The 17871-nt window shown below is 64.8% G+C and carries 18 protein-coding genes; 7 read left to right on the top strand and 11 right to left on the bottom strand.

What is annotated here, in order from left to right; all coding sequences use genetic code 11:
• Nucleotides 1-95: 95 nt before the first annotated feature.
• From G4L39_RS07350 to G4L39_RS07325, 6 genes are all read right to left on the bottom strand, one after another.
• Entirely contained in the window at nt 96-824 is a 729-nt protein-coding gene (locus G4L39_RS07350; RefSeq protein WP_165107095.1) for a YebC/PmpR family DNA-binding transcriptional regulator, read from the bottom strand.
• 84 nt (nt 825-908) lie between these two features.
• Nucleotides 909-1250, bottom strand: a complete 342-nt coding sequence (locus G4L39_RS07345; RefSeq protein WP_165107093.1) for a YbjQ family protein — start codon at nt 1248-1250, stop codon at nt 909-911.
• Nucleotides 1251-1414: 164 nt separating this feature from the next.
• Nucleotides 1415-2563, bottom strand: coding sequence for a 1-deoxy-D-xylulose-5-phosphate reductoisomerase (locus tag G4L39_RS07340; protein ID WP_165107092.1), 1149 nt, complete (start codon nt 2561-2563; stop codon nt 1415-1417).
• Nucleotides 2560-3420, bottom strand: coding sequence for a phosphatidate cytidylyltransferase (locus G4L39_RS07335; protein ID WP_165107090.1), 861 nt, complete (start codon nt 3418-3420; stop codon nt 2560-2562). The genes G4L39_RS07340 and G4L39_RS07335 overlap by 4 nt, the downstream gene beginning before the upstream one ends.
• A 179-nt stretch (nt 3421-3599) precedes the next feature.
• Entirely contained in the window at nt 3600-7007 is a 3408-nt protein-coding gene (locus G4L39_RS07330) for a S41 family peptidase (RefSeq protein WP_165107089.1), read from the bottom strand.
• A gap of 150 nt (nt 7008-7157) precedes the next feature.
• Nucleotides 7158-8495, bottom strand: a complete 1338-nt coding sequence (locus G4L39_RS07325; RefSeq protein ID WP_165107088.1) for a hypothetical protein — start codon at nt 8493-8495, stop codon at nt 7158-7160.
• Between the two features lie 233 nt (nt 8496-8728).
• On the opposite strand from G4L39_RS07325, the gene G4L39_RS07320 reads away from it, so the two are divergent.
• Together G4L39_RS07320 and G4L39_RS07315 are read left to right on the top strand one after the other, a co-directional pair.
• Nucleotides 8729-9043: a hypothetical protein gene (locus tag G4L39_RS07320; protein ID WP_165107086.1), complete on the top strand. Its 315-nt coding sequence runs from the start codon at nt 8729-8731 to the stop codon at nt 9041-9043.
• Nucleotides 9040-9663, top strand: a complete 624-nt coding sequence (locus G4L39_RS07315) for a YceI family protein (protein WP_165107084.1) — start codon at nt 9040-9042, stop codon at nt 9661-9663. The genes G4L39_RS07320 and G4L39_RS07315 overlap by 4 nt, the downstream gene beginning before the upstream one ends.
• Before the next feature lie 135 nt (nt 9664-9798).
• Here the strand turns inward: G4L39_RS07315 and G4L39_RS07310 are convergent, their stop codons facing one another.
• The 5 genes from G4L39_RS07310 to G4L39_RS07290 all read right to left on the bottom strand — a co-directional run bounded on the left by G4L39_RS07310 (nt 9799) and on the right by G4L39_RS07290 (nt 13547).
• Nucleotides 9799-11085, bottom strand: a complete 1287-nt coding sequence (locus tag G4L39_RS07310) for an aminopeptidase P family protein (RefSeq protein ID WP_205880851.1) — start codon at nt 11083-11085, stop codon at nt 9799-9801.
• A 489-nt stretch (nt 11086-11574) separates the two neighbouring features.
• Complete coding sequence (locus G4L39_RS07305) at nt 11575-11985, bottom strand: phage holin family protein (RefSeq protein WP_165107082.1); 411 nt, start codon at nt 11983-11985, stop codon at nt 11575-11577.
• Nucleotides 11986-11991: 6 nt separating this feature from the next.
• Nucleotides 11992-12327 (bottom strand): ElaB/YgaM/YqjD family protein, encoded by a 336-nt coding sequence (locus G4L39_RS07300; protein WP_165107081.1) that lies wholly within the window; start codon nt 12325-12327, stop codon nt 11992-11994.
• Between the two features lie 226 nt (nt 12328-12553).
• Complete coding sequence (locus G4L39_RS07295) at nt 12554-13057, bottom strand: acyl-CoA thioesterase (RefSeq protein ID WP_165107079.1); 504 nt, start codon at nt 13055-13057, stop codon at nt 12554-12556.
• Nucleotides 13058-13208: 151 nt separating this feature from the next.
• Complete coding sequence (locus tag G4L39_RS07290; protein ID WP_165107077.1) at nt 13209-13547, bottom strand: P-II family nitrogen regulator; 339 nt, start codon at nt 13545-13547, stop codon at nt 13209-13211.
• 286 nt (nt 13548-13833) lie between these two features.
• Between G4L39_RS07290 and G4L39_RS07285 the strand changes: the two genes are divergently transcribed.
• The 5 genes from G4L39_RS07285 to glmM all read left to right on the top strand — a co-directional run bounded on the left by G4L39_RS07285 (nt 13834) and on the right by glmM (nt 17837).
• Complete coding sequence (locus G4L39_RS07285) at nt 13834-14235, top strand: VOC family protein (RefSeq protein WP_165107075.1); 402 nt, start codon at nt 13834-13836, stop codon at nt 14233-14235.
• Between the two features lie 95 nt (nt 14236-14330).
• Nucleotides 14331-15164, top strand: coding sequence for a dihydropteroate synthase (gene folP / locus G4L39_RS07280; RefSeq protein ID WP_165107113.1), 834 nt, complete (start codon nt 14331-14333; stop codon nt 15162-15164).
• Nucleotides 15161-16033: a diadenylate cyclase CdaA gene (cdaA, locus tag G4L39_RS07275; RefSeq protein ID WP_165107074.1), complete on the top strand. Its 873-nt coding sequence runs from the start codon at nt 15161-15163 to the stop codon at nt 16031-16033. The genes folP and cdaA overlap by 4 nt, the downstream gene beginning before the upstream one ends.
• Nucleotides 16033-16443 (top strand): YbbR-like domain-containing protein, encoded by a 411-nt coding sequence (locus G4L39_RS07270; RefSeq protein ID WP_165107072.1) that lies wholly within the window; start codon nt 16033-16035, stop codon nt 16441-16443. Before cdaA ends, G4L39_RS07270 begins: the two co-directional genes overlap by 1 nt.
• An 11-nt stretch (nt 16444-16454) precedes the next feature.
• Nucleotides 16455-17837 carry a phosphoglucosamine mutase gene (glmM, locus tag G4L39_RS07265; RefSeq protein ID WP_165107071.1) on the top strand — a complete coding sequence of 461 codons (1383 nt, stop codon included), beginning with the start codon at nt 16455-16457 and terminating at the stop codon, nt 17835-17837.
• Nucleotides 17838-17871 lie beyond the last annotated feature (34 nt).

Genomic DNA, 17871 nt, shown 5'->3' with positions numbered 1-17871 from the left:
GAGATGCCGAGGGTTCCTCCCGGGGGTCGGCCGGCCGGATGAAGGGGCGGATGGGGCCGTGGGGAGCCAGGGCATGGTCGGCGTATGGGGCGGGATCAGTTCAGGAACTCGGCGTTGGAGTAGACCTCCTTGACGTCGTCGTGGTCCTCGAGGGCTTCGATCAACCGGTTTACGGCGGCGACGGCCTCCGGGTCCTGGAGGGGCACGGTGGTGATGGGAAGTTCGGTTACCTCGGCCACCTCGCATTTGATGCCGCGTTGTTCGAGGGCCCGGTGGACGGCTTCGAACTTCGAGGGTTCGGTGATGATTTCGTAGCCCTGTTCATCGGCGCGGAAATCCTCGGCCCCGGCTTCCAGTGCGATTTCCATCAACACATCTTCCTGGGCATTTTCGCGCGCCACGATGATCTGGCCCTTGCGCTGGAACAGGTGACTGACCGCGCCCGTGGTGGCCATGGATCCGCCGTTGCGGGTGACGATGCTGCGGATTTCGGCGGCAGTGCGGTTCCGGTTGTCGGTGCTGACGGGCACGAGCAACGCCACACCGTGCGGGGCATAGATTTCGTAGGTAATTTCCTCGTAGTTGCCGGCGTCGCCGGCGCCGGTGGCCCGCGCGATGGCCCGTTCGATGTTCTCCTTGGGCATGTTGGCCGCCCGGCACTTGAGCAGGACCATGCGGAGCCGCGGGTTCATTTCGGGGTCACCACCGCCCTGTTTGGCGGCGATCATGATTTCGCGTGCCAGTTTGGAGAACAACTTGCCCTTCTTGGCGTCGAGCGCGCCTTTGAAGTGCTTGACTTTTGCCCACTTGCTATGACCTGCCATAAACCTGGTTGTGTTTGAGGTTGGTGCTCCCGGAGTCGTTTGGGTGCCCCGTTTGGAGCGGTCCGGGATGCACTCTTCGTTCGTTCAAGAACCCATCGGCTCCACACGCACCGCCGTGCCGTAGCACAGGACCTCGGTGACGCCCGAGGCGATCTCGGTGGCGTCGTATCGCACGCCGATGACGGCGTTGGCGCCCAATTGCCCGGCGTGGGCCAGCATCTGGTCGAACGCCTCCTGTCGGGCCTGCTCGCAGAGTGCCGTATAGAGGGTGATGTTGCCTCCGAACAGCATTTGCAAGCCGGCTCCGATGTTGCCCAGGAGCGATCGAGAACGTACCACAATCCCGCGCACCACGCCATAGTTCTGGACGACCCGGTAGCCGGGCAATTCGAATGCTGTTGTGGTCAAGGGATGCGTGTGACTCATCGAGCCTCATTCAACAAAAGGCGGCCGGCGGCGAAAAGCCCATTTCAGTTCGGTTGCCGGCGCCTGTCGGCCTGCGGGACGGGTGGAGGGCGCCTTTTTGGGGGGCCGTGGCCGGCGCGGCGCGGGCGTGGCCGGGGCGGCGGCGGTGGTTTTGGCGGGCCAGGTCAGATTTCCAGTGCTACGCGACGGGCCCAGGCGTCCGCTTCCAGGATCTGGTCCAGTGTGGGGTCCTGGACGGGTTGGTGGGCGTCCATGGTTCGGCGGACGCGTTCGGGGATTTCAGCGAACGAGAGACGTCCTTCCACGAAAGCCGCGACGGCGACTTCGTTGGCTGCGTTGAGGACGGTGGGCATGGTGCCACCGATCTGCCCGGCGCGGCGTGCCAGGTCCAGCGCCGGGAATCGCTCCCGGTCGGGCGCTTCGAAGGTCAGGCTGCCCAGCTTGACGAAGTCGGTTTGAACGCGGTTGTTGGGCACCCGTTCGGGGTAGGTGAGGGCGTATTGGATGGGCAGGCACATGTCCGGTGTGGAGAGTTGTGCCAGCCAGGAACCGTCCACGAATTCCACCATGGAATGGATGACGCTCTGCGGGTGGATGAGGACTTCGACGCGTTCGATGGGAATGTCGAACAGCCATCGGGCTTCGATCATTTCCAGGCCCTTGTTGAAGAGGGTGGCGGAATCGATGGTGATTTTGCGGCCCATGACCCAGCTGGGATGGCGGAGGGCGTCCTGCAACCGGATCTCGGAGAATCGATGTTTGGGCCATTGGTTGGGGTCCCGGAACGGTCCGCCGGAAGCGGTTAACCAGAGTTTGCGGACCGATTCGATGGGCCGGCCGTCCAGGCATTGGAAAATGGCCGAGTGCTCGCTGTCGACGGCCAGGATGCGCACGCCGCGGGCCCGGGCTTCGCGCATGACGATGGAACCGGCCATAACCAGGACTTCCTTTGAGGCCAGGGCCAGGTCCTTACCGGCCCGGATGGCCGCCAGGGCCGGGCGGAGACCTGCGGTGCCGACGATGGCCAACAGGACGATGTCGGCTTCCGGCAGCGTGGCCAGTCGGATCAGGCCTTCCTCACCGCTGCAGACTTTGCAGGGCAGGTCCGGGGCGGCGGCCAGGCGGGCTGCTGCGGCCGGATCCCGGAGGCAGACCAGCCGGGGCCGGTGGCGTCGGGCCTGTTCGTATAACAGGCTGGCGTTGGTTCCGGCGGCCAGGCCGACCACGCGGAGTCGGTCCGGCAGATCTTCCACGACTTTCAAGGCGCTGGTTCCGATGGAACCGGTGCTGCCGAGAATGACGACGTTCTTCATGGACGGGTCAGTACGTGGCGCAGATAGAGGTACATCAGGGGCGCGTTGAAGAGGAGGCTGTCCAAGAGGTCCAGCAGGCCGCCGATGCCCGGGAACCAACGGCCGGAGTCCTTGACGGCTGCCTCGCGTTTCCAGAGCGACTCGATAAGATCGCCCACCACCGCGCCGGCGCCCAGGATCAGGCCCAGGATCAGGGCGTGGTCCGTGCGCATGCCGGGCAGGTGCGACCCCAACAGCGCGGCCAGGGCAAGGCTGGCGCCCGTGGAGAAGAGAAGGGCGCCGGCGAAACCTTCCCAAGTTTTGCCCGGGCTGATTCGAGGGGCCATTTTGTGGCGGCCGCACAAGGAACCGACGATGTACGCGCCGGTGTCGCTCAATTTGGTGACGACCAGGAAATAGAGGACGTAGTAGCGGCCCAGCCCTTCGATACCCGGGAAAAAGTGGATTTTTTGGATGAAATTGAGCAGCCAGGGCACGTAGAGGAGTCCCAGCAGGCTCACGGCCATGGCGGGCAGGCCCTGACCCGTGGGACCGGAGACCAGCAGCCGCACCGCCAAGCCGAGGACAAAGAGGATGAGGAAGCTGGTTTCGAAGTCGTTGACCCGGGCCGGGCTGCCATGGATGCCGAGTCTGCCGGTGCAATGGAGAAAGGTGCCGACCATGAGCAGGGTGCCGCCCAACAGGCCGCAGATTCGGAAGGCCGGCAAACCCCGTTGTGCCGCCAGACCGTAAAACTCCATCAGACCGGCGGCGGCCAGGACCACCATGATACCGAGGAAGACCCAGGTGGCGACCGCCGGATGATCGGAGAACAGGGCCAGGAGGACGGCGGTCCAGAGGAGGATGGAGGAGGCCAACCGACGCAGAAAGGTTCGCGCCCGTTGGCCGGGTGATGCGGATGTGGAACCGGTCGGGGGCGGCTGTCCTTGGGGGGGCATGTCGGCCGGGTTGGTCCCAAGGTTTGGGCGGGCTGAAGCCGGCGGGTTTGAGTCAGGGATGTCGTGCGGGACGGGATCCATGGCACGGGCAGGCGGTGTCAGGAGGCCCGGTTCGGGTAGGGTGGTTTTTGGACCCGTGGCGGTGGATTTTCTTTGAGCATGCGCAGGACCTCGTGGACGGCCCGTTCGAGCTGTGGGTCACGGCCACGGGCCATTTCGCCGGGGTCATCGACCACTTCGATGTCCGGGTCGACCCCGTATCCTTCGATGATCCATTCCCCGGTTTTGCTGTAGATGCCGAAGGTGGGCACGGTGACGGTGCCGCCGTCGATGAGCCTGGGGGCACCGGTCATGCCGATGAGGCCGCCCCAGGTGCGCTGGCCGATGAGGGGTCCGAGGCCGGACTGTTTGAAGTAGTAGGGGAAACAATCGCCGCCGGAGCCGCTCCAGCCGTTGATGAGCATGGCCTTGGGGCCGAAGTGGGCGACGGGTGGCCAGGCCCAGTCGCGGCCGTCGCGGACGCCCCAGAAATTGCGGAGTGGCCGGTTGAGCAGTTCGACGAAGCGGTCGGGGATCTGTCCGCCGCTGTTGAATCGTTCGTCGATGATGAGGCCGTCCTTGGTGATCTGGCCGCGCCATTGTCGGACCAGTTCATTCTGGCCGTGGCGGCCGGTATCGGGGACGTACACGTACCCGATGCGGCCCTGGCTGAGCTGATCCACGCGGCGGCGGTTTTCTTCGATCCATGCCAGGTTGCGGAGCCGCATTTCGCCGGCCAGGTCGAGGGTTTGGACCAGCACCTGACGGGCGCCTTCGAGGGTGGGTTTGTCGTTGACGGTCAGCAGGACGGGCTGTCGGGCCAGGCCCTGGAAGGCCGCCCAGGGATCTTTACGGGTGTTGAGTGGCTCTCCGTTGACGGCCAGGAGGTAGTCGCCCTCCTGGACGTTGGTGATGCCGGGCTCGCGCAGCGGGGATCGGACCTCCACGTCCCAGGGCGCGGGTTCCAGGATGCGGGCGATCTGATAGGCGCCGTTGGTGAGGACGAAATCGCAGCCGAGGTAGCCCACGCCGCGTTCGGGCGGGCGTTCGACGTCGCCGCCGCTGCGGTAGGTGTGGGATGCGTTGAGTTCGGCGATCATTTCGCCGATGATGTAATTGACGTCCCAGCGGGTTACGGCCTCGGCCAGGAGACGTTCGTAGCGTTCGCGCATGGCGGTCCAATCCACACCGTGGAGGTTCGGGTCGTAGAAGTAATCGCGTTGGAGCCGCCAGGCATCGGTGAAGATCTGGCGCCATTCGGCCCGGGGATCAATGCTGGCTTCGAGGCGATCGGTGGCCAGTCGTTTGTCCATGCGCTGGCCTTCCTTGGGTTCGATGAAGGCGTATTGGTTGCCCTTGCGGACGAGGAGTTTTGAACGGTCGGCGGTGAGTTGGAAGTCGTCGGCGTCGTCCAGTACGCGTTTGGTTTCCCGTTTTTCCAGGTCGTAAAACTCGATGGGGCTGGCGGTGGCGTCGCTGCCGAGGCGGGGCAACCAACGGTACAACAGCTTGCCGGAAACGGCGGCCAGATGGTCGTACCGCCCGGCCTTGGTGGGCAGCAGGACCACCCGCTGTTCGAAACCTTCGAGGTCGATCTCGACCGGGGCGGGGCCTTTTCCTTCGGATTTGGCCTCCTTTTTCCTGGTTTCGGAGTCCGTGGTAGCGGTGGCCGGTTCGGAGCCCTGGTCAGCGGCGGCCGGTTGGGTGTCGTCGGGGTTGGTACCGACGAGGGTTGGCCCGGTGGGGGCGTCGGAGGGTTTGTCTTTGCTGTCCCTGGTCTCCCTGGGTTTTTCCTCGTCGTTTCGGGGCGCCAGGGGTGAGGGCACGGTCTTGCGGAGCGGCACCGCTGCCAGGCGCTGTCCGTTGGCGTAGATCCAGGTGTTGTCGAGCTCGCTGTAGAGGGGGTTGAAGTCGCGGATGGTGCGGAAATAGAGGTATTTACCGTCCGGGTCGAAGACGGGTTGGTCGTCGTTGTAGAAGCCGCTGGTGACCTGGTAACGTCGGTGGTTTTGGTAGTCGTAGAGGATGATGGCGGTCTGGCGGTTTTCGCAGTCACCGGCGTAGGCGATCCAGCGGCTGTCCGGGGACCAACTGACCCTGAACCGGCTCAAATCGCCGTGGTACATCCACATTTGACGGTCGATGCAGCGGTTGGTTTGTGTGTCCAGGTCGTGGACCCAGATTTGCATGGCCTGATCGATCCAGAGGATTTTTTTGGAATCGGGCGACCATTGGGGTGGGTAGCGGAAACCGGGACCGAGTCGGGTGAGGGTGCGTGGTTCGGCGGGGCCGGGGGTGGCGGGGTCGGCCGGAATCAGGGTCAGCTCATACTCGCCGGTACGATCGCTGAAGCAGGCGATCCACCGGCCGTCCGGCGACCACGCGGGGAACCGTTCGGCCGAGCCCGGTGAGCGGGTCAGGTTCAGGGTGATGCCGTGCTCGGCCGGCACGGAAAAGATTTCGCCGCGGGCCTCGAACAGGGCTCGTTTGCCCGTGGGCGAGGGGGCGGCGTGGTAGATCAGGTCCGAGACGTTTTGCACGCGGGGTTTGAGGGTGAGGCGGTCGGTTCGGACGGTCACCTGGACCTCGCGGACCTGCTCGGTCCTGAGTTCCAGCAGGTAGAGTCGGCCGGCGTTTTCGAAGACGATGTCCTCGGGCCCGATGCTCGGGAACCGTACGTCGTAGTCCTTGAAGAAGGTGACCTGGCGGAACCGGTCGCGCCTGAAATCGTAGGCCCAGATGTTGAAACGCTTTTCGGGGCCGCGGTCGGACAGGAAGTAGAGGGTTTGGCCGTGCCACATGGGGATGGACTCGGAGGCGTCTGATCGGGTGAGGTTGCGGGCTTTGTAGGTGACGAGATCAAACAACCACAGGTCCGGGTTCATACCGCCCCGGTATCGTTTCCAGGTGCGGAAATCCACGCTGATGGGTTGGTAGGCCAAGGTTCGGCCGTCGGGTGAGATGGCGCCGAACTCGCCGTAGGGGACGGGCAGTTTTTCTGGAAGACCGCCTTCGGCCGGCACCTTGTAGAGCTGGTTAAACCGGTCCTTGTAGCTGGTCATGGTGGTGGCGTAGAGGAGGTGTTTGCCGTCCGGGTACCAGTCCACCAGGCGGTCCGGCGCTCCGTGATGGGTCACGCGGTGGGGCAGTCCGCCGGTGACCGGGATTACGTAGAGGTCGACGTTACCGTCGTAGTTGCCGCTGAAGGCGATTCGTGAGCCGTCGGGTGAGAACTTGGGAAAGGTTTCCTCGCCCGGCGGCGAGCTCAATCGGACGGCTTCACCCCCGGTTTTGGGGACAATCCAGATATTCCCGGCGTAGACGAACACGATGTGGGTGGCGGAGACGTCCGGCTGACGGATCATCCGGGCGCTCAGGGGGCGGGGTGGTTCGTCCGCTCCTTGAGCAAGGGCGGATCCAAGAGCCGAGGCGCCGAGGCCGGCGAGGACAAGGATCAAGCGCAGCATAAGCAACGGGAGGGAATTTGAGGACAAAGGCCGTGGAAACCAAGCCCGGAATATGGCGCACGCGGCAGGAGGGCGGGGAAAGGACCGGGTTGTGGCCGGGCAGTGCGTTGGGTTTTTGGCAGCGGTGGCTGTGGGGACAGGCCCGGGTTTTCAAGCGGTTTGTTGGTAGTGGAGGTCCACGAAGGTGAAGTACACCTCGCGGGTGACTTCCCAGGGTTGGCTTTGGCCGGCGGCGTAGTAGGCGCCGACCTGGGTCCAGCATGGCACCTTGTGGCCGATGGAGAGCAGTTCGGAATTCCAGTTCGGGTCGGTGGCCAGGCGCCGCAGCAGGTCGCGCAAAGGGCCGCTCGCGAAGCGGGTGGGGGAGACCCGGACATCGGCCGAGTGCACCGTGTAACCGAACGACCGGGCCATTTCCTCGCGCAACGAGCTGGTGTCGGTGAAGGACTGCAGGGTGCGGAGCAGGAGCTGGGGCGACCGGTTCATGGGGCAGCGCCCGGCGCGGAAGGGGATGGAACCGTCCAGGAAACACTCATGGACGCCGAGCAACAGGCGCCAGACATCGCCATCCGTGGGACCCACACCGGCGCAGGTGTCCGCCACCACACCCCGCAATTCGGCCACCACGGCCCGACGCAGGAGGATCAACGGCACGCCATCCATGAAGCGGCCGAGCCATGCACTTTCGGTTCCCCAATCCACCGTTTCACCGGTTTCGAGCAGCACTTGTGAGGCGAGCTCGAGGAAACCGGTTTGACCGGTCTGAAGACGCACCAGACTGGCGCAATCCAGCAGCAGGCGCGCTCCGGGCCGGAATGAAATGGTTTCCCCGCGGTCCGAGATCAGGTGGCCGGCGCGCAGGGCCCGCACTTCACGGCCACGGGCGCTGCGCATTTCGCAATCAGCGTCCAGTCTGCCCGATCGTCCTTCCCAGCAGAGCCGGCTGCCGGCGGCCAGGACCAACGGTGTTTCGGGCGGCAACGGTTGTTCGGCTCCGTCGGCCAGTTTGACATGCATCTGCCAGGTCAGCTGGCCGCGTGTGATCTGCAGCACCGGTTTGAGGCACCGCACGTGCCCGCCGGCGTACAACAGGTCATAATCCACACTCTCGAGCGGATGCAGGCCGTCCATGGGGGCCACCTGGAGGGCGCGGCCCACGCTGCCGGCCAGGTTCTCGCGCGAAAGGCTGATTCGGAACCGGGGTGGACCCAGCAGGCGGGTGTGCATGCCATCCACCAGCAGGATCTGGTGCTCCAGTTCGAGCGGGCGCAACCCCTGTTTGACGGTTTCCACCGCCACCTCGCAGGCCCGCTTGAGGTCGCCGAGGGTGGTGACGACGGGCTGGCTGCCGCGCAACTCCACCAGACCGTCCGGCAGACGCAATGTGCCGGCCCGGAGCAACGCGCGCAGCCATTCCTCGATTTGCTGGGCCCCGCCCTTGACGGGGGCGCCCAGCGCCCTGAGTTGATCAGCCTGCAGGCGAATCATCCGTTCAGTGGGGAAGTTTGGGGAGGATCGTCATGGTTGACGAGTCCGGACCGGGGCGTTTCGTGTCCGGGGCCAACTGGCAAGCTGCCCGTTGGATTTGCTGTCAGGCGTGTTCGCGGTGACCGGGCGGTTTGCGTTGTGGATGCCCGGGCCGGTCGCGTCAGGGGCGTCCGGTTGGAAAAGCTGCCGCATCCCCTTGCGCCGGCTGGCTCTTATGCTAACGATGCGCCCGCATGATGCTCCGATGGAGCTGGCGTCGTGTGTTTCGCCTGGTGGCCCTGGTCGTGGCGCTGGCCGGAGTGGCCTTCTGGCTGGCGGGAGGGGCGCACCGGGGATGGACCCGGACCAGCGTGGCGGTGCGCACGCAGGACGAGGTGACGGGCCTCGAAGCCATCCGGTATGAGCGGCGGTTTGTGCCGGGGGTGGACTTCCTGGCAGCCGTGCTGGGAGCGGCCGGTTTGGTTGCCGGAGTATCGTGTCTGTTTCGAAAGGACGCCGAGATGGCGTCTTCCAATAAAATCCACGAACGATCAGCAGAGGAGTTATGAAAACGAGTGCATTGGTATGGGTGTTGGGGTTGTGGTTGGGTGCTTCCGCGGCTGTGTGGGCGGGCCCGCAGGAGTTCGATTTTCAGGATCCCAAAGGGGTCAACAACGTGGTATTCCACCTGGATGCGCCGCTGGAATCCATCAGCGGCAGTGCGACGGGGATTTCAGGGAAGGTGACGTTTGATCCTGAGAACCCGGCTGCCACCCGGGGCCGGTTGGTGGTGACGGCCGAATCCCTGCACGTGCCGAATCCGCTCATGAAACAGCACTTGCACGGGCCTCAGTGGATGGACGTGAAGCGGTTTCCCGAGATTGTGTTTGAAGCTGTCGGTTTGGAGGATGTGACACGGGAGGGGTCGGAGGTGACGGCCAGGGTGCGGGGTCGGTTGACCATTCGGGATGTGACTCGGGAGATGGTGGTTCCCGTGCGTTTGACCTATCTGAAGGGCAAGCTGGCCGACCGGACCAATGGTCAAATGCAGGGCGATCTTCTGGTGATCCGGTCGCGATTCGTGATTCGGCGGAGCGATTTCGGGATCAACCCTGGTGCACCGCAGGACAAGGTGGCGGACGAGATCGAGTTGACCTTGAGCCTGGCGGGCGCAGCGCCGCGGTCGTGACTTCCGGATCCGCAGGGTGGGAGATGTGGGTCATTGGAGCGGCGGGGCCGGTTGCGCCGGCCCGGGGAAATTGTGAGCCGGTGCCGGCCGGTTCGAATTGGGGCGGGTGTTTGTGTCCGTTGGGCAGCGGTGGTTCTACCGGCGCATGAGTTCCTCGATTTCGTCCGGTTCAATGGGGATATCGCCCATCAGGTCGACCGGCCCCTGGTCGGTGATCAAGAAGGTGTTTTCGAGTCGGATGCCCAGGCCTTCCTCACGGATGTAGATGGCGGGTTCGCAGGTCAGGACCCAGCCTGCGGCGATGGGCTGGCCGGGATGGAGCACGTCGTGGACGTCCAGGCCGATGGGGTGCGAGACCCCATGCATGAAGTAACGCCGGACCGGTGGTGAATCGCCCCCGGTTTGACGGCTGCGTTTGGGCAACAAGCCCAGCGAACGGCATTCTTCGGCAATGAGGGCTTCGGCTTCCTTGCGGAGGTCGGCCAATGTTTTCCCGGGGAGCAGGGCGCGGGTCATTTGGCGGAAGACGCGCAGGACGGCGTCGTAGACCTGGCGTTGACGGCGGCTGAACCGGCCGTTGACCGGTACCGTGCGGGTCATGTCGGCGTTGTAGCTGCCGTAGCTGGCGGCGACGTCCAGGAGCAGGACCTCACCGCTGCGGCAGGTGCGGTCGTTCCGGGTGTAGTGCAGCACGCAGGAGTTGGGACCGGAGGCAATGATGGGCGGATAGGCAAATCGGGCGCGCTGGCGGATGAACTCGCGGGCGAACTCGGCCTCGACTTCGGCCTCGTTGATGCCCGGCCGGATCCGGCGCAGCACCTTGCGAAATGCGCGCCCGGTCAACTGACAGGCATGGTGGATGAGGTCCACTTCGATGGGGGATTTGACGGTGCGCAACTGGTGCATCAGGGGCGCGAGCCGACGGTATTGGTGGAGGGGGTACTGGCGCTGGCATTCGCGGATGAAGCGGGCGTCCCGGGTTTCCACCTCGGGCATGGCGCGGTAATGCTCGTTGCTGTTGAGGTAGACCAACTCCATCTCGCACATGAGCTGGCGAAAGACCACCGGGAACTCATCCAGCCAGCGGACCTGTTCGATGCCGGAGATTTTGCGGGCCTCTTCCCGGGAGAGCTTGGGGCCTTCCCAGATCAGCGTTTGTTCGTCGGGGCGTCGAAGGAAAAGGATTTCCCGGTGGGCGGGGTCGCTTGCGTCCGGGGCCAACACCAGGATGGTTTGTTCCTGCAGGATACCGGTGAGGTAGAAAAGGTCGGCGTTTTGGATGAAGCCCAGGGTGCCATCCGCATTGGCGGGCATGACATCGTTGGCATTGAGGACGACCAGGGAACGGGGCGGCAGAAGCTGTCGGAGCCGGTCCCGGTTTTCCCGGAAGAGCCGGGCAGGGATCGTTACCGGTTTGATCATGCGCGGGAACTTACGAGACCCGGTCCGAAAGGGTCAATGCCGGGTTCGGCACCATCCGACTCCGGCCCGGAGAATGGTTGCAAACGGGCGTCTGGGTCGTGAGGGCGTGGCAAAGTCGAAGCGGGCCGGTCTGCAACGAGCAGGGCCGGCGTCCGAGTGGGCGGGTTTCTTCCAAATCCCGGCTGATGGTTTGCGGGCGTTACGATTTATGGGCGTTTTGTCTTAGAAGTGGCGCGGCATGACGGCGCCACCAGCGCCAGAGCCCGTACAGTGCGGGTAACCAGGCCACCCGGGAACGTCGTCCCCGAACAAGCCACCAGCCGGCCAGGGCGCTGGCGGCGGCCCAAGCCGTGGGCCTGCTGCGCAACCGGTCGAGCCATCGGTGGGCGGCGTTGACCGAAGCGAGCCCGTCCCACGCGCTCCGCACCCCTGCCCATTCGGTGCTGAGCACGGCGCGGTGCAACTCGGCTTCTGCGACGAGCAATTGCTTTATTCGCTGCCGGTCCTGGTCGGATGGTTTCCGCTCAGCCATGCACTGTCCTTCCTGAACTCGGCCACGGTTTGGGCAAAGGGTCGCGGCCCCGCGCGCACCTCACGGATCAGACTCCGGAGGCCCCAAAACGCCACACCCAGACAGGCAACACCCAGCGCCAGCAACCCCCAGATGCCCAGGACCCGATGCACCACCCACGCCGCAACGCCCAACAGGAGCAAAAGGCCCACCGAGCCCACGAGCAAAAAACAGGTCAACCGGACGGCAAACCGCAGGAGCCGTTCTTTTTCTTCCTCCCATTCCAGGGCGAACAGCTCCAGCCGATTGCGCAGAAGTCCCGTGAGGGCGGCCGCCATGCGCCGGAGGCGCAGGCGCCAGCCCTCTTGGTGCGGTGGAGCTTCCGTCATGCCGCTTTACCTGCGCCCCAGGAGGACCCCGATGAGCAACCCCACGGCAAACGACAGGCCAATGGACTCGTAGGGATGCTGGCGGATGACGCTGTCCGCCTTGCGGGCGGCCTCCCTGGCCCGAACCACCATGCCCTCTTCCAATTCGGCGCAGGTGGCCTTGGCCCGCTCCAGTGCCTGGGCAAGCCGTTCCCGGGCCTCGCGGGCCTTGTCCGAGACGTCATGAGCCGTGGCTTGAAGCAGGGCCTCGGCGTCGCGAGCCAGTTGCCGCAAGTCTTCCACGACGCGTTCCTTGGCCAGTGCCGCACGGGCTCCCTCCAGGTTGGCAAAATGCGTTTCCATAAGCTCCTCCTGCTGATTCCGCTGTTATGTTCAGGTTTGTTGTTCAGGGCCCGGTCCCGCGTGGGATCCGGATCCACTTCGTCCGGCATGCTCACCATGCTTCATTTTCTGCCGACTCGCAAGTCAAAGGGGCAGTTTGAGTTGCTGAGTGTTGGGTGGACTCCGTGGAAGACGGCGATGGGCGGATTTCTCCCGAGAGCGACGTTTTAGGGCTGGTGGGGCGGGTTTAGCCTTCTCCGGGGAGTTGGTCGCAGTTGGACCCGGGCCGGGACTGTTCGGGCCCTGTGACCCGTGTCAGGTCCGAGGGTGTGGGGGCTGGCAGGGGCTGTTCCAACAGGGCAAGGAACCAGGACGGGGGCCGAATGGCCCTGCCTTGTGCGTCGACGAAGGCGTGGACGGTATAGCCCGTCACCACCAGGTGACCTGAATCCGCCTGTCGGACTTCCATGTCAAACCGGAGCCGGGCCCGACCGTGGCGATGGAGTGTGGCTTGGATGGTGAGGAGATCGTCGTACCGCGCGCGGCCCACCAGGTGCAGGTAGGCCTCCACCACCGGGAGGAAGACGCCCCTGGCTTCCACTTCTGCGTAAGACAGGCCGAGCCGGGTCCGGATGAATTCGGACCGGGTGCATTCGAACCAGTCCAGCGCCCGGGCGTGGTAGAAGGTACCCATCTGGTCCGTTTCCGAATACCGGACCCGCAAGGTGTGGCGATGGGTCAACGGCTGCATGGGACCTGTCCGGGGCGGCGACCGGCGCGAGGGCCCGATGGGATTCCCGTGGGGGCAGGGCGCCGTGCCGAGGGATTGCGGCGGTGGTGTTCCTTCAACCTTTCGGATGGCCCGCGGGCGGAGTGGCGAGCTTGCGATGTACCCCGTAAGATCACACCGCCGCGTCGCCGGTCTCCTCGGTTCGGATGCGCACGGCTGTTTCCACGGGCAGGACAAACACCTTGCCGTCACCGATCTTGCCGGTGCGTGCGGCCTTGACGATGGCCTCCACGGCGGGTTGAACGAGGTTGTCCGGCAGGACGACTTCCACCTTGATCTTGGGCAGAAAATCCACGGTGTACTCGCTGCCGCGGTAGATTTCGGTGTGGCCTTTTTGCCGGCCGAAGCCCTTGACCTCGGTTACGGTCATGCCCTGCACCCCCAGCACGGACAGGGCCTCCTTGACGTCCTCCAGTTTGAAAGGCTTGATGATGGCCTCGATTTTCTTCATAAGCGCAGAATCCGTTCGAGGTTCCATGCTATTCGGTGTCGCCCCCCTGTAAACGCCAATTCGCGCATGGCTCGGTGGACACCTCTGCGGGCCGGGGCGGAGGGGCGAGGAACAGGAACAACTGCGGGATCGCCGGGGCCGGTTCTCTCAGAGGTGCCCCCCGGTGCTGCGGAGGGAGGGCCCGCCTTCACGACGGGCCGCCCGGGCGGTCCGGGGGAAACGGCTGGGGGAAGGGCGGCGGTGGAAGATTGTAGCGTCGGCCCGACTGAGGCCGTATGCTGCGGGCATGGCAAAGGTACGAAAGCTGTTGCACACGCGGTATCGGGTGAATGACCTGGAGAAGACGGTCCGGTTCTACCGGGAGGTTCTCGGGTTGGAGGAGGTGCGGAGGCACAAATCGCCCCGCGGTTCCGAGCTGGTGTTCTTGAAGGCGCCGGAGAGCGAGGAGTTGATTGAGATTTGCTATTATCCGGGCAGTGGTCCGGTGCAGGTTCAACCTGATTTGACGCATCTGGCGTTCGAGGTGGACAGTTTGGAGGCGTTTCGGGAGCATCTGAAGAAGTTCGGGCTGGATTACTCCGAGCCGCCGCACATTCGGGAGGACGGCAGTGGTTTCGCCTTCATTGACGCGCCCGAGGGTTACGAAATTGAGCTGATCCAGCGGGGTCGGAGCGGCAGCGGCTATTGAGCGGCGTTGCTCCGGCGGAGGCGCATGCCGGGTGTGACGGGGAGAGTGGGAGGATGACCGGAGTGGCGGGCGGGTTGACGCGTGAGGGGCCGGTGATGGTGTGGCGGGCCGGGTCGCATCAGTGGGAGTTGCCCGGCCGCACGCTGGTGATGGGGATTGTGAACGTCACGCCGGATTCGTTTGCGGACGGGGGACGGTACTTCGACCCGGAACGGGCGGTGGCGCATGGGCTGGAGCTGGTGGCGCAGGGGGCGGACATCCTGGACGTGGGCGGGGAATCCACGCGACCGGGGGCCGAACCGGTTCCGCTGGAGGAGGAACTCCGTCGGGTGCTGCCGGTGATCCGGTCCTTGGCGCGTCAGGTGGAGGTGGCGATCTCGGTGGACACGGTGAAACCCGAGGTGGCGGCGGAGGCGCTTTCGGCCGGGGCGAGCATTGTGAACGACGTGGCGGCGAATCGGTCGGACCCGGCCATGTGGCGGGTGGTGGCGGAGGCCGGAGCGGGTTACGTATGCATGCACATGCAGGGCACACCCCGGACCATGCAGGAGAGGCCGTTTTATCGGGACGTGGTGGCGGAGGTATCGGAGTTTTTCGGGGAGCGGCTTGTGCGGTTGGGGGCGTGCGGGGTGCGGAGGGAGCAGGTGGTGTTGGATGTGGGCATCGGGTTTGGGAAGACCTGCGAGCACAATTTGCAATTGCTTCGGGCGTTGGCGACTTTTAGAAGGTGGGGACGGCCCCTGCTGTTGGGCGTCTCGCGCAAATCGTTTCTCGGGTTGTTGACGGGTGCGCCCGTGACCGGGCGGCTGCCGGGGTCGCTGGCGTGTGCGGTGTGGGCGGTGACGCAGGGGGTGTCCATCCTGCGCGTGCACGATGTGGCCGAAACGGTGCAGGCGGTGCGGGTGATCGAAGCGGTGTTGAAGGCATGAACGTGTGGGACCTGTCAGCTTTGAAGGCGCTGGGACGACCGGCCCTGGAGATCGCCATTTTGACGCTGGTGATCTACCAGGCGCTGCGGTTTGTGCGCGGGACGCGGGGCTGGCCGGTGGTGTTGGGGTTCATTCTCAGTCTGCTGACGCTCGGGCTGATTATTTACGTGTTGGACCTGCAGGTGTTGCGGTGGTTGTTGGGGACGTTTTCCGCGTTCATGGCCGTGGCGGTCCTGGTGATTTTTCAGCCCGAGTTGCGGCGGATGCTGGCGGAGGTGGGGAAGTTGCCGCTATTTGCCACGCCGCAGGAGCAGCGTGAGATCATCGAAGTGATCGTCAGGGCGTGCGAACGGTTGTCCGAGTGCAGAATCGGCGGGCTGATCGCCATTGAGCAGTCCATCCGGCTGGAGGACGTGGTGGAATCGGGCATTCCCGTGGACTGCGAGGCCACGCCGGAGATGCTGGAGTGCATTTTTTTTCCGAACAATGCGATCCACGACGGCGGGGTTTTAATCAAGGGGGACCGGATCTCGCATGCGGCGTGTATTTTTCCGCTGTCGCGGCGGCAGGATCTGGATCCGACGCTGGGCACGCGGCATCGGGCGGCGCTGGGTCTCAGTGAGGAGACGGATGCGGTGGTGGTGGTGGTATCCGAGGAGACGGGCGCCATTTCCTATGCCTACCGGGGTCAGTTGGTGCGCGGGGTGACGGTTGAGGCGTTGCGGGATTTCCTCACGGCGACGCTGATCCGGCCGGTGCGCGCCCGTGGGTGGGTTGCCTGGTTGCGGCAGCGGTTTGAACGGCCGCGGCCGGCCCCGGCGGTGTTGAGCCGGCAATCCACGGTTTCGGGTCCGACGCAATCGGGTTGATGGGGCGGATTTCCTTGCATTGGCTGACGGAGAACTGGGGGCTGAAGCTGTTTGCCCTGGCGCTGGCGGTGTTGATTTGGACCACCGTGCACGACATGATACAGGGCGGCAGTGCAGGGGCTGGCTTCGGCCGCACCCGGACGCTGACGGGTGTGCCGGTGTGGGTGCTGGTTCGGGCCGGGGAACGTCAGGGGTTTCGTGCGGATCCGGAAACGGTGGAGGTGACCGTGCGCGGGCCGAGGGAGCTGGTGGAGAGTCTGGTTGCGGACGACCTGCGGGTGGTGGTTCGGGAGGATCCGGAATTGCGGGCGTCGGGCCAGCTCCTGCCGGTGGAGGTGGAGGCCCCGGAGGGGATTGTGGTGGTGCGGGTGCAACCTCCGCGCATCCGACTCTGGAGTCCGCCGGATTGAATCCAAAAGCCATGAGCGGAAAGAATCGTATTTTCGGGACGGACGGCGTCCGTGGGACGGCCAACCTGGAGCCGGTGACGGCGGAGACGGCGTTGAAGCTGGGCCGGGCTGCGGCGCATGTGTTCAAACACCTGGAGGCGCAACCGCGCGGACGAGGGCGGCACAAGATCGTGATCGGCAAGGACACCCGTCTGTCGGGCTACATGCTGGAAAATGCCCTGTCAGCCGGGATTCTCTCGATGGGCGTGGATGTGTTGTTCATCGGGCCGCTGCCCACCCCGGGGGTTGCCTACGTGACACGGAGTTTGCGTGCCGATGCCGGCATTGTCATCACCGCGTCGCACAATCCATATACGGACAACGGGATCAAGTTTTTCCGGGCAGACGGCTACAAGCTGGACGACGCCGTGGAGGCCGAGATTGAACGGCTGGTGTTCAGCGGCGAGATTGAAAACATCCGGCCCAGCGCCGAGCACATTGGAAAGGCGGTGCGGATTGACGATGCGCTCGGTCGTTACATCGAGTTTGCCAAGGCCAGCTTCCCGCGTCACCTGACGTTGGAGGGGTACCGGATCGTCGTGGATTGCGCGCATGGCGCGGCCTACAAGTCCACCCCCTGCGTGTTGCGGGAGCTGGGGGCGGAGGTGCTGGTGTTTGGGAACCAGCCGGACGGCACGAACATCAACCGCGACTGCGGTTCCATGCATCCGGAGCATCTCTGCCGGCTGGTGCTGGAGTACCGGGCGGATGTGGGGATCGCCCATGATGGCGATGCCGACCGGGTGCTGATGTGCGACGAGAAGGGGCAATTGGTCGACGGGGACGACATCATGGCCATTGCCGCGCTGGAGATGCTGGCGCACGGGACCCTGGCCGAGCGCACCCTGGTAACCACGGTGATGAGTAATGCGGGCCTGGAGCGCGCCATTGAGGCGGCGGGGGGACGGGTGATCCGCACCCAGGTGGGCGACAAGTACGTGATCGATGAGATGATGAAGAACGGGTACAACCTGGGGGGCGAACAGAGCGGCCACCTGATTTTCCGCGACCACACGACCACGGGCGACGGCCTGGTGGCGGCCCTGCAGGTGCTCCGGATCATGCGCACCACCGGCAAGCCGTTGAGCGAGTTGACCCGCTGCTGGGAACGTTTTCCACAGCGGCAGTTCAACATCAAGGTGCGCGCCAAACCGCCGTTTGAGGAACTCCGGGAAGTGTGCGAACTGACGGCCCGGGCGGAGGCTGCATTGCGGGAACAGGGCGGCCGGCTGCTGTTGCGGTATTCCGGGACCGAACCCAAGGCACGGCTGTTGTTGGAAGGGCCTGACCCGGCGTTGCTGGAGCACTGGGGGACCCGGATCGCGACCGCCATCAAGGCGCAGATCGGGGCCTGAACAGGCGGCCGTGTCCTTTCCCTGAAAGATCTTT

The organism is Limisphaera ngatamarikiensis (assembly GCF_011044775.1).
GTDB lineage: Bacteria > Verrucomicrobiota > Verrucomicrobiia > Limisphaerales > Limisphaeraceae > Limisphaera > Limisphaera ngatamarikiensis.
This window is presented reverse-complemented; position numbering and strand designations above follow the sequence as displayed.

Excerpts from the sequence above, each read along its gene's own strand:
- G4L39_RS07290 (WP_165107077.1), bottom strand. The coding sequence starts at position 13,547 with ATGAAGAAAATCGAGGCCATCATCAAGCCTTTCAAACTGGAGGACGTC.
- G4L39_RS07325 (WP_165107088.1), bottom strand. The coding sequence starts at position 8,495 with ATGATTCGCCTGCAGGCTGATCAACTCAGGGCGCTGGGCGCCCCCGTC.
- G4L39_RS07340 (WP_165107092.1), bottom strand. The coding sequence starts at position 2,563 with ATGAAGAACGTCGTCATTCTCGGCAGCACCGGTTCCATCGGAACCAGC.
- G4L39_RS07305 (WP_165107082.1), bottom strand. The coding sequence starts at position 11,985 with ATGACGGAAGCTCCACCGCACCAAGAGGGCTGGCGCCTGCGCCTCCGG.
- cdaA (WP_165107074.1), top strand. The coding sequence starts at position 15,161 with ATGAACGTGTGGGACCTGTCAGCTTTGAAGGCGCTGGGACGACCGGCC.
- G4L39_RS07300 (WP_165107081.1), bottom strand. The coding sequence starts at position 12,327 with ATGGAAACGCATTTTGCCAACCTGGAGGGAGCCCGTGCGGCACTGGCC.
- glmM (WP_165107071.1), top strand. The coding sequence starts at position 16,455 with ATGAGCGGAAAGAATCGTATTTTCGGGACGGACGGCGTCCGTGGGACG.
- G4L39_RS07350 (WP_165107095.1), bottom strand. The coding sequence starts at position 824 with ATGGCAGGTCATAGCAAGTGGGCAAAAGTCAAGCACTTCAAAGGCGCG.
- G4L39_RS07315 (WP_165107084.1), top strand. The coding sequence starts at position 9,040 with ATGAAAACGAGTGCATTGGTATGGGTGTTGGGGTTGTGGTTGGGTGCT.
- G4L39_RS07295 (WP_165107079.1), bottom strand. The coding sequence starts at position 13,057 with ATGCAGCCGTTGACCCATCGCCACACCTTGCGGGTCCGGTATTCGGAA.
- G4L39_RS07345 (WP_165107093.1), bottom strand. The coding sequence starts at position 1,250 with ATGAGTCACACGCATCCCTTGACCACAACAGCATTCGAATTGCCCGGC.
- G4L39_RS07310 (WP_205880851.1), bottom strand. The coding sequence starts at position 11,085 with ATGATCAAACCGGTAACGATCCCTGCCCGGCTCTTCCGGGAAAACCGG.
- folP (WP_165107113.1), top strand. The coding sequence starts at position 14,331 with ATGGTGTGGCGGGCCGGGTCGCATCAGTGGGAGTTGCCCGGCCGCACG.
- G4L39_RS07320 (WP_165107086.1), top strand. The coding sequence starts at position 8,729 with ATGATGCTCCGATGGAGCTGGCGTCGTGTGTTTCGCCTGGTGGCCCTG.
- G4L39_RS07270 (WP_165107072.1), top strand. The coding sequence starts at position 16,033 with ATGGGGCGGATTTCCTTGCATTGGCTGACGGAGAACTGGGGGCTGAAG.
- G4L39_RS07285 (WP_165107075.1), top strand. The coding sequence starts at position 13,834 with ATGGCAAAGGTACGAAAGCTGTTGCACACGCGGTATCGGGTGAATGAC.
- G4L39_RS07330 (WP_165107089.1), bottom strand. The coding sequence starts at position 7,007 with ATGCTGCGCTTGATCCTTGTCCTCGCCGGCCTCGGCGCCTCGGCTCTT.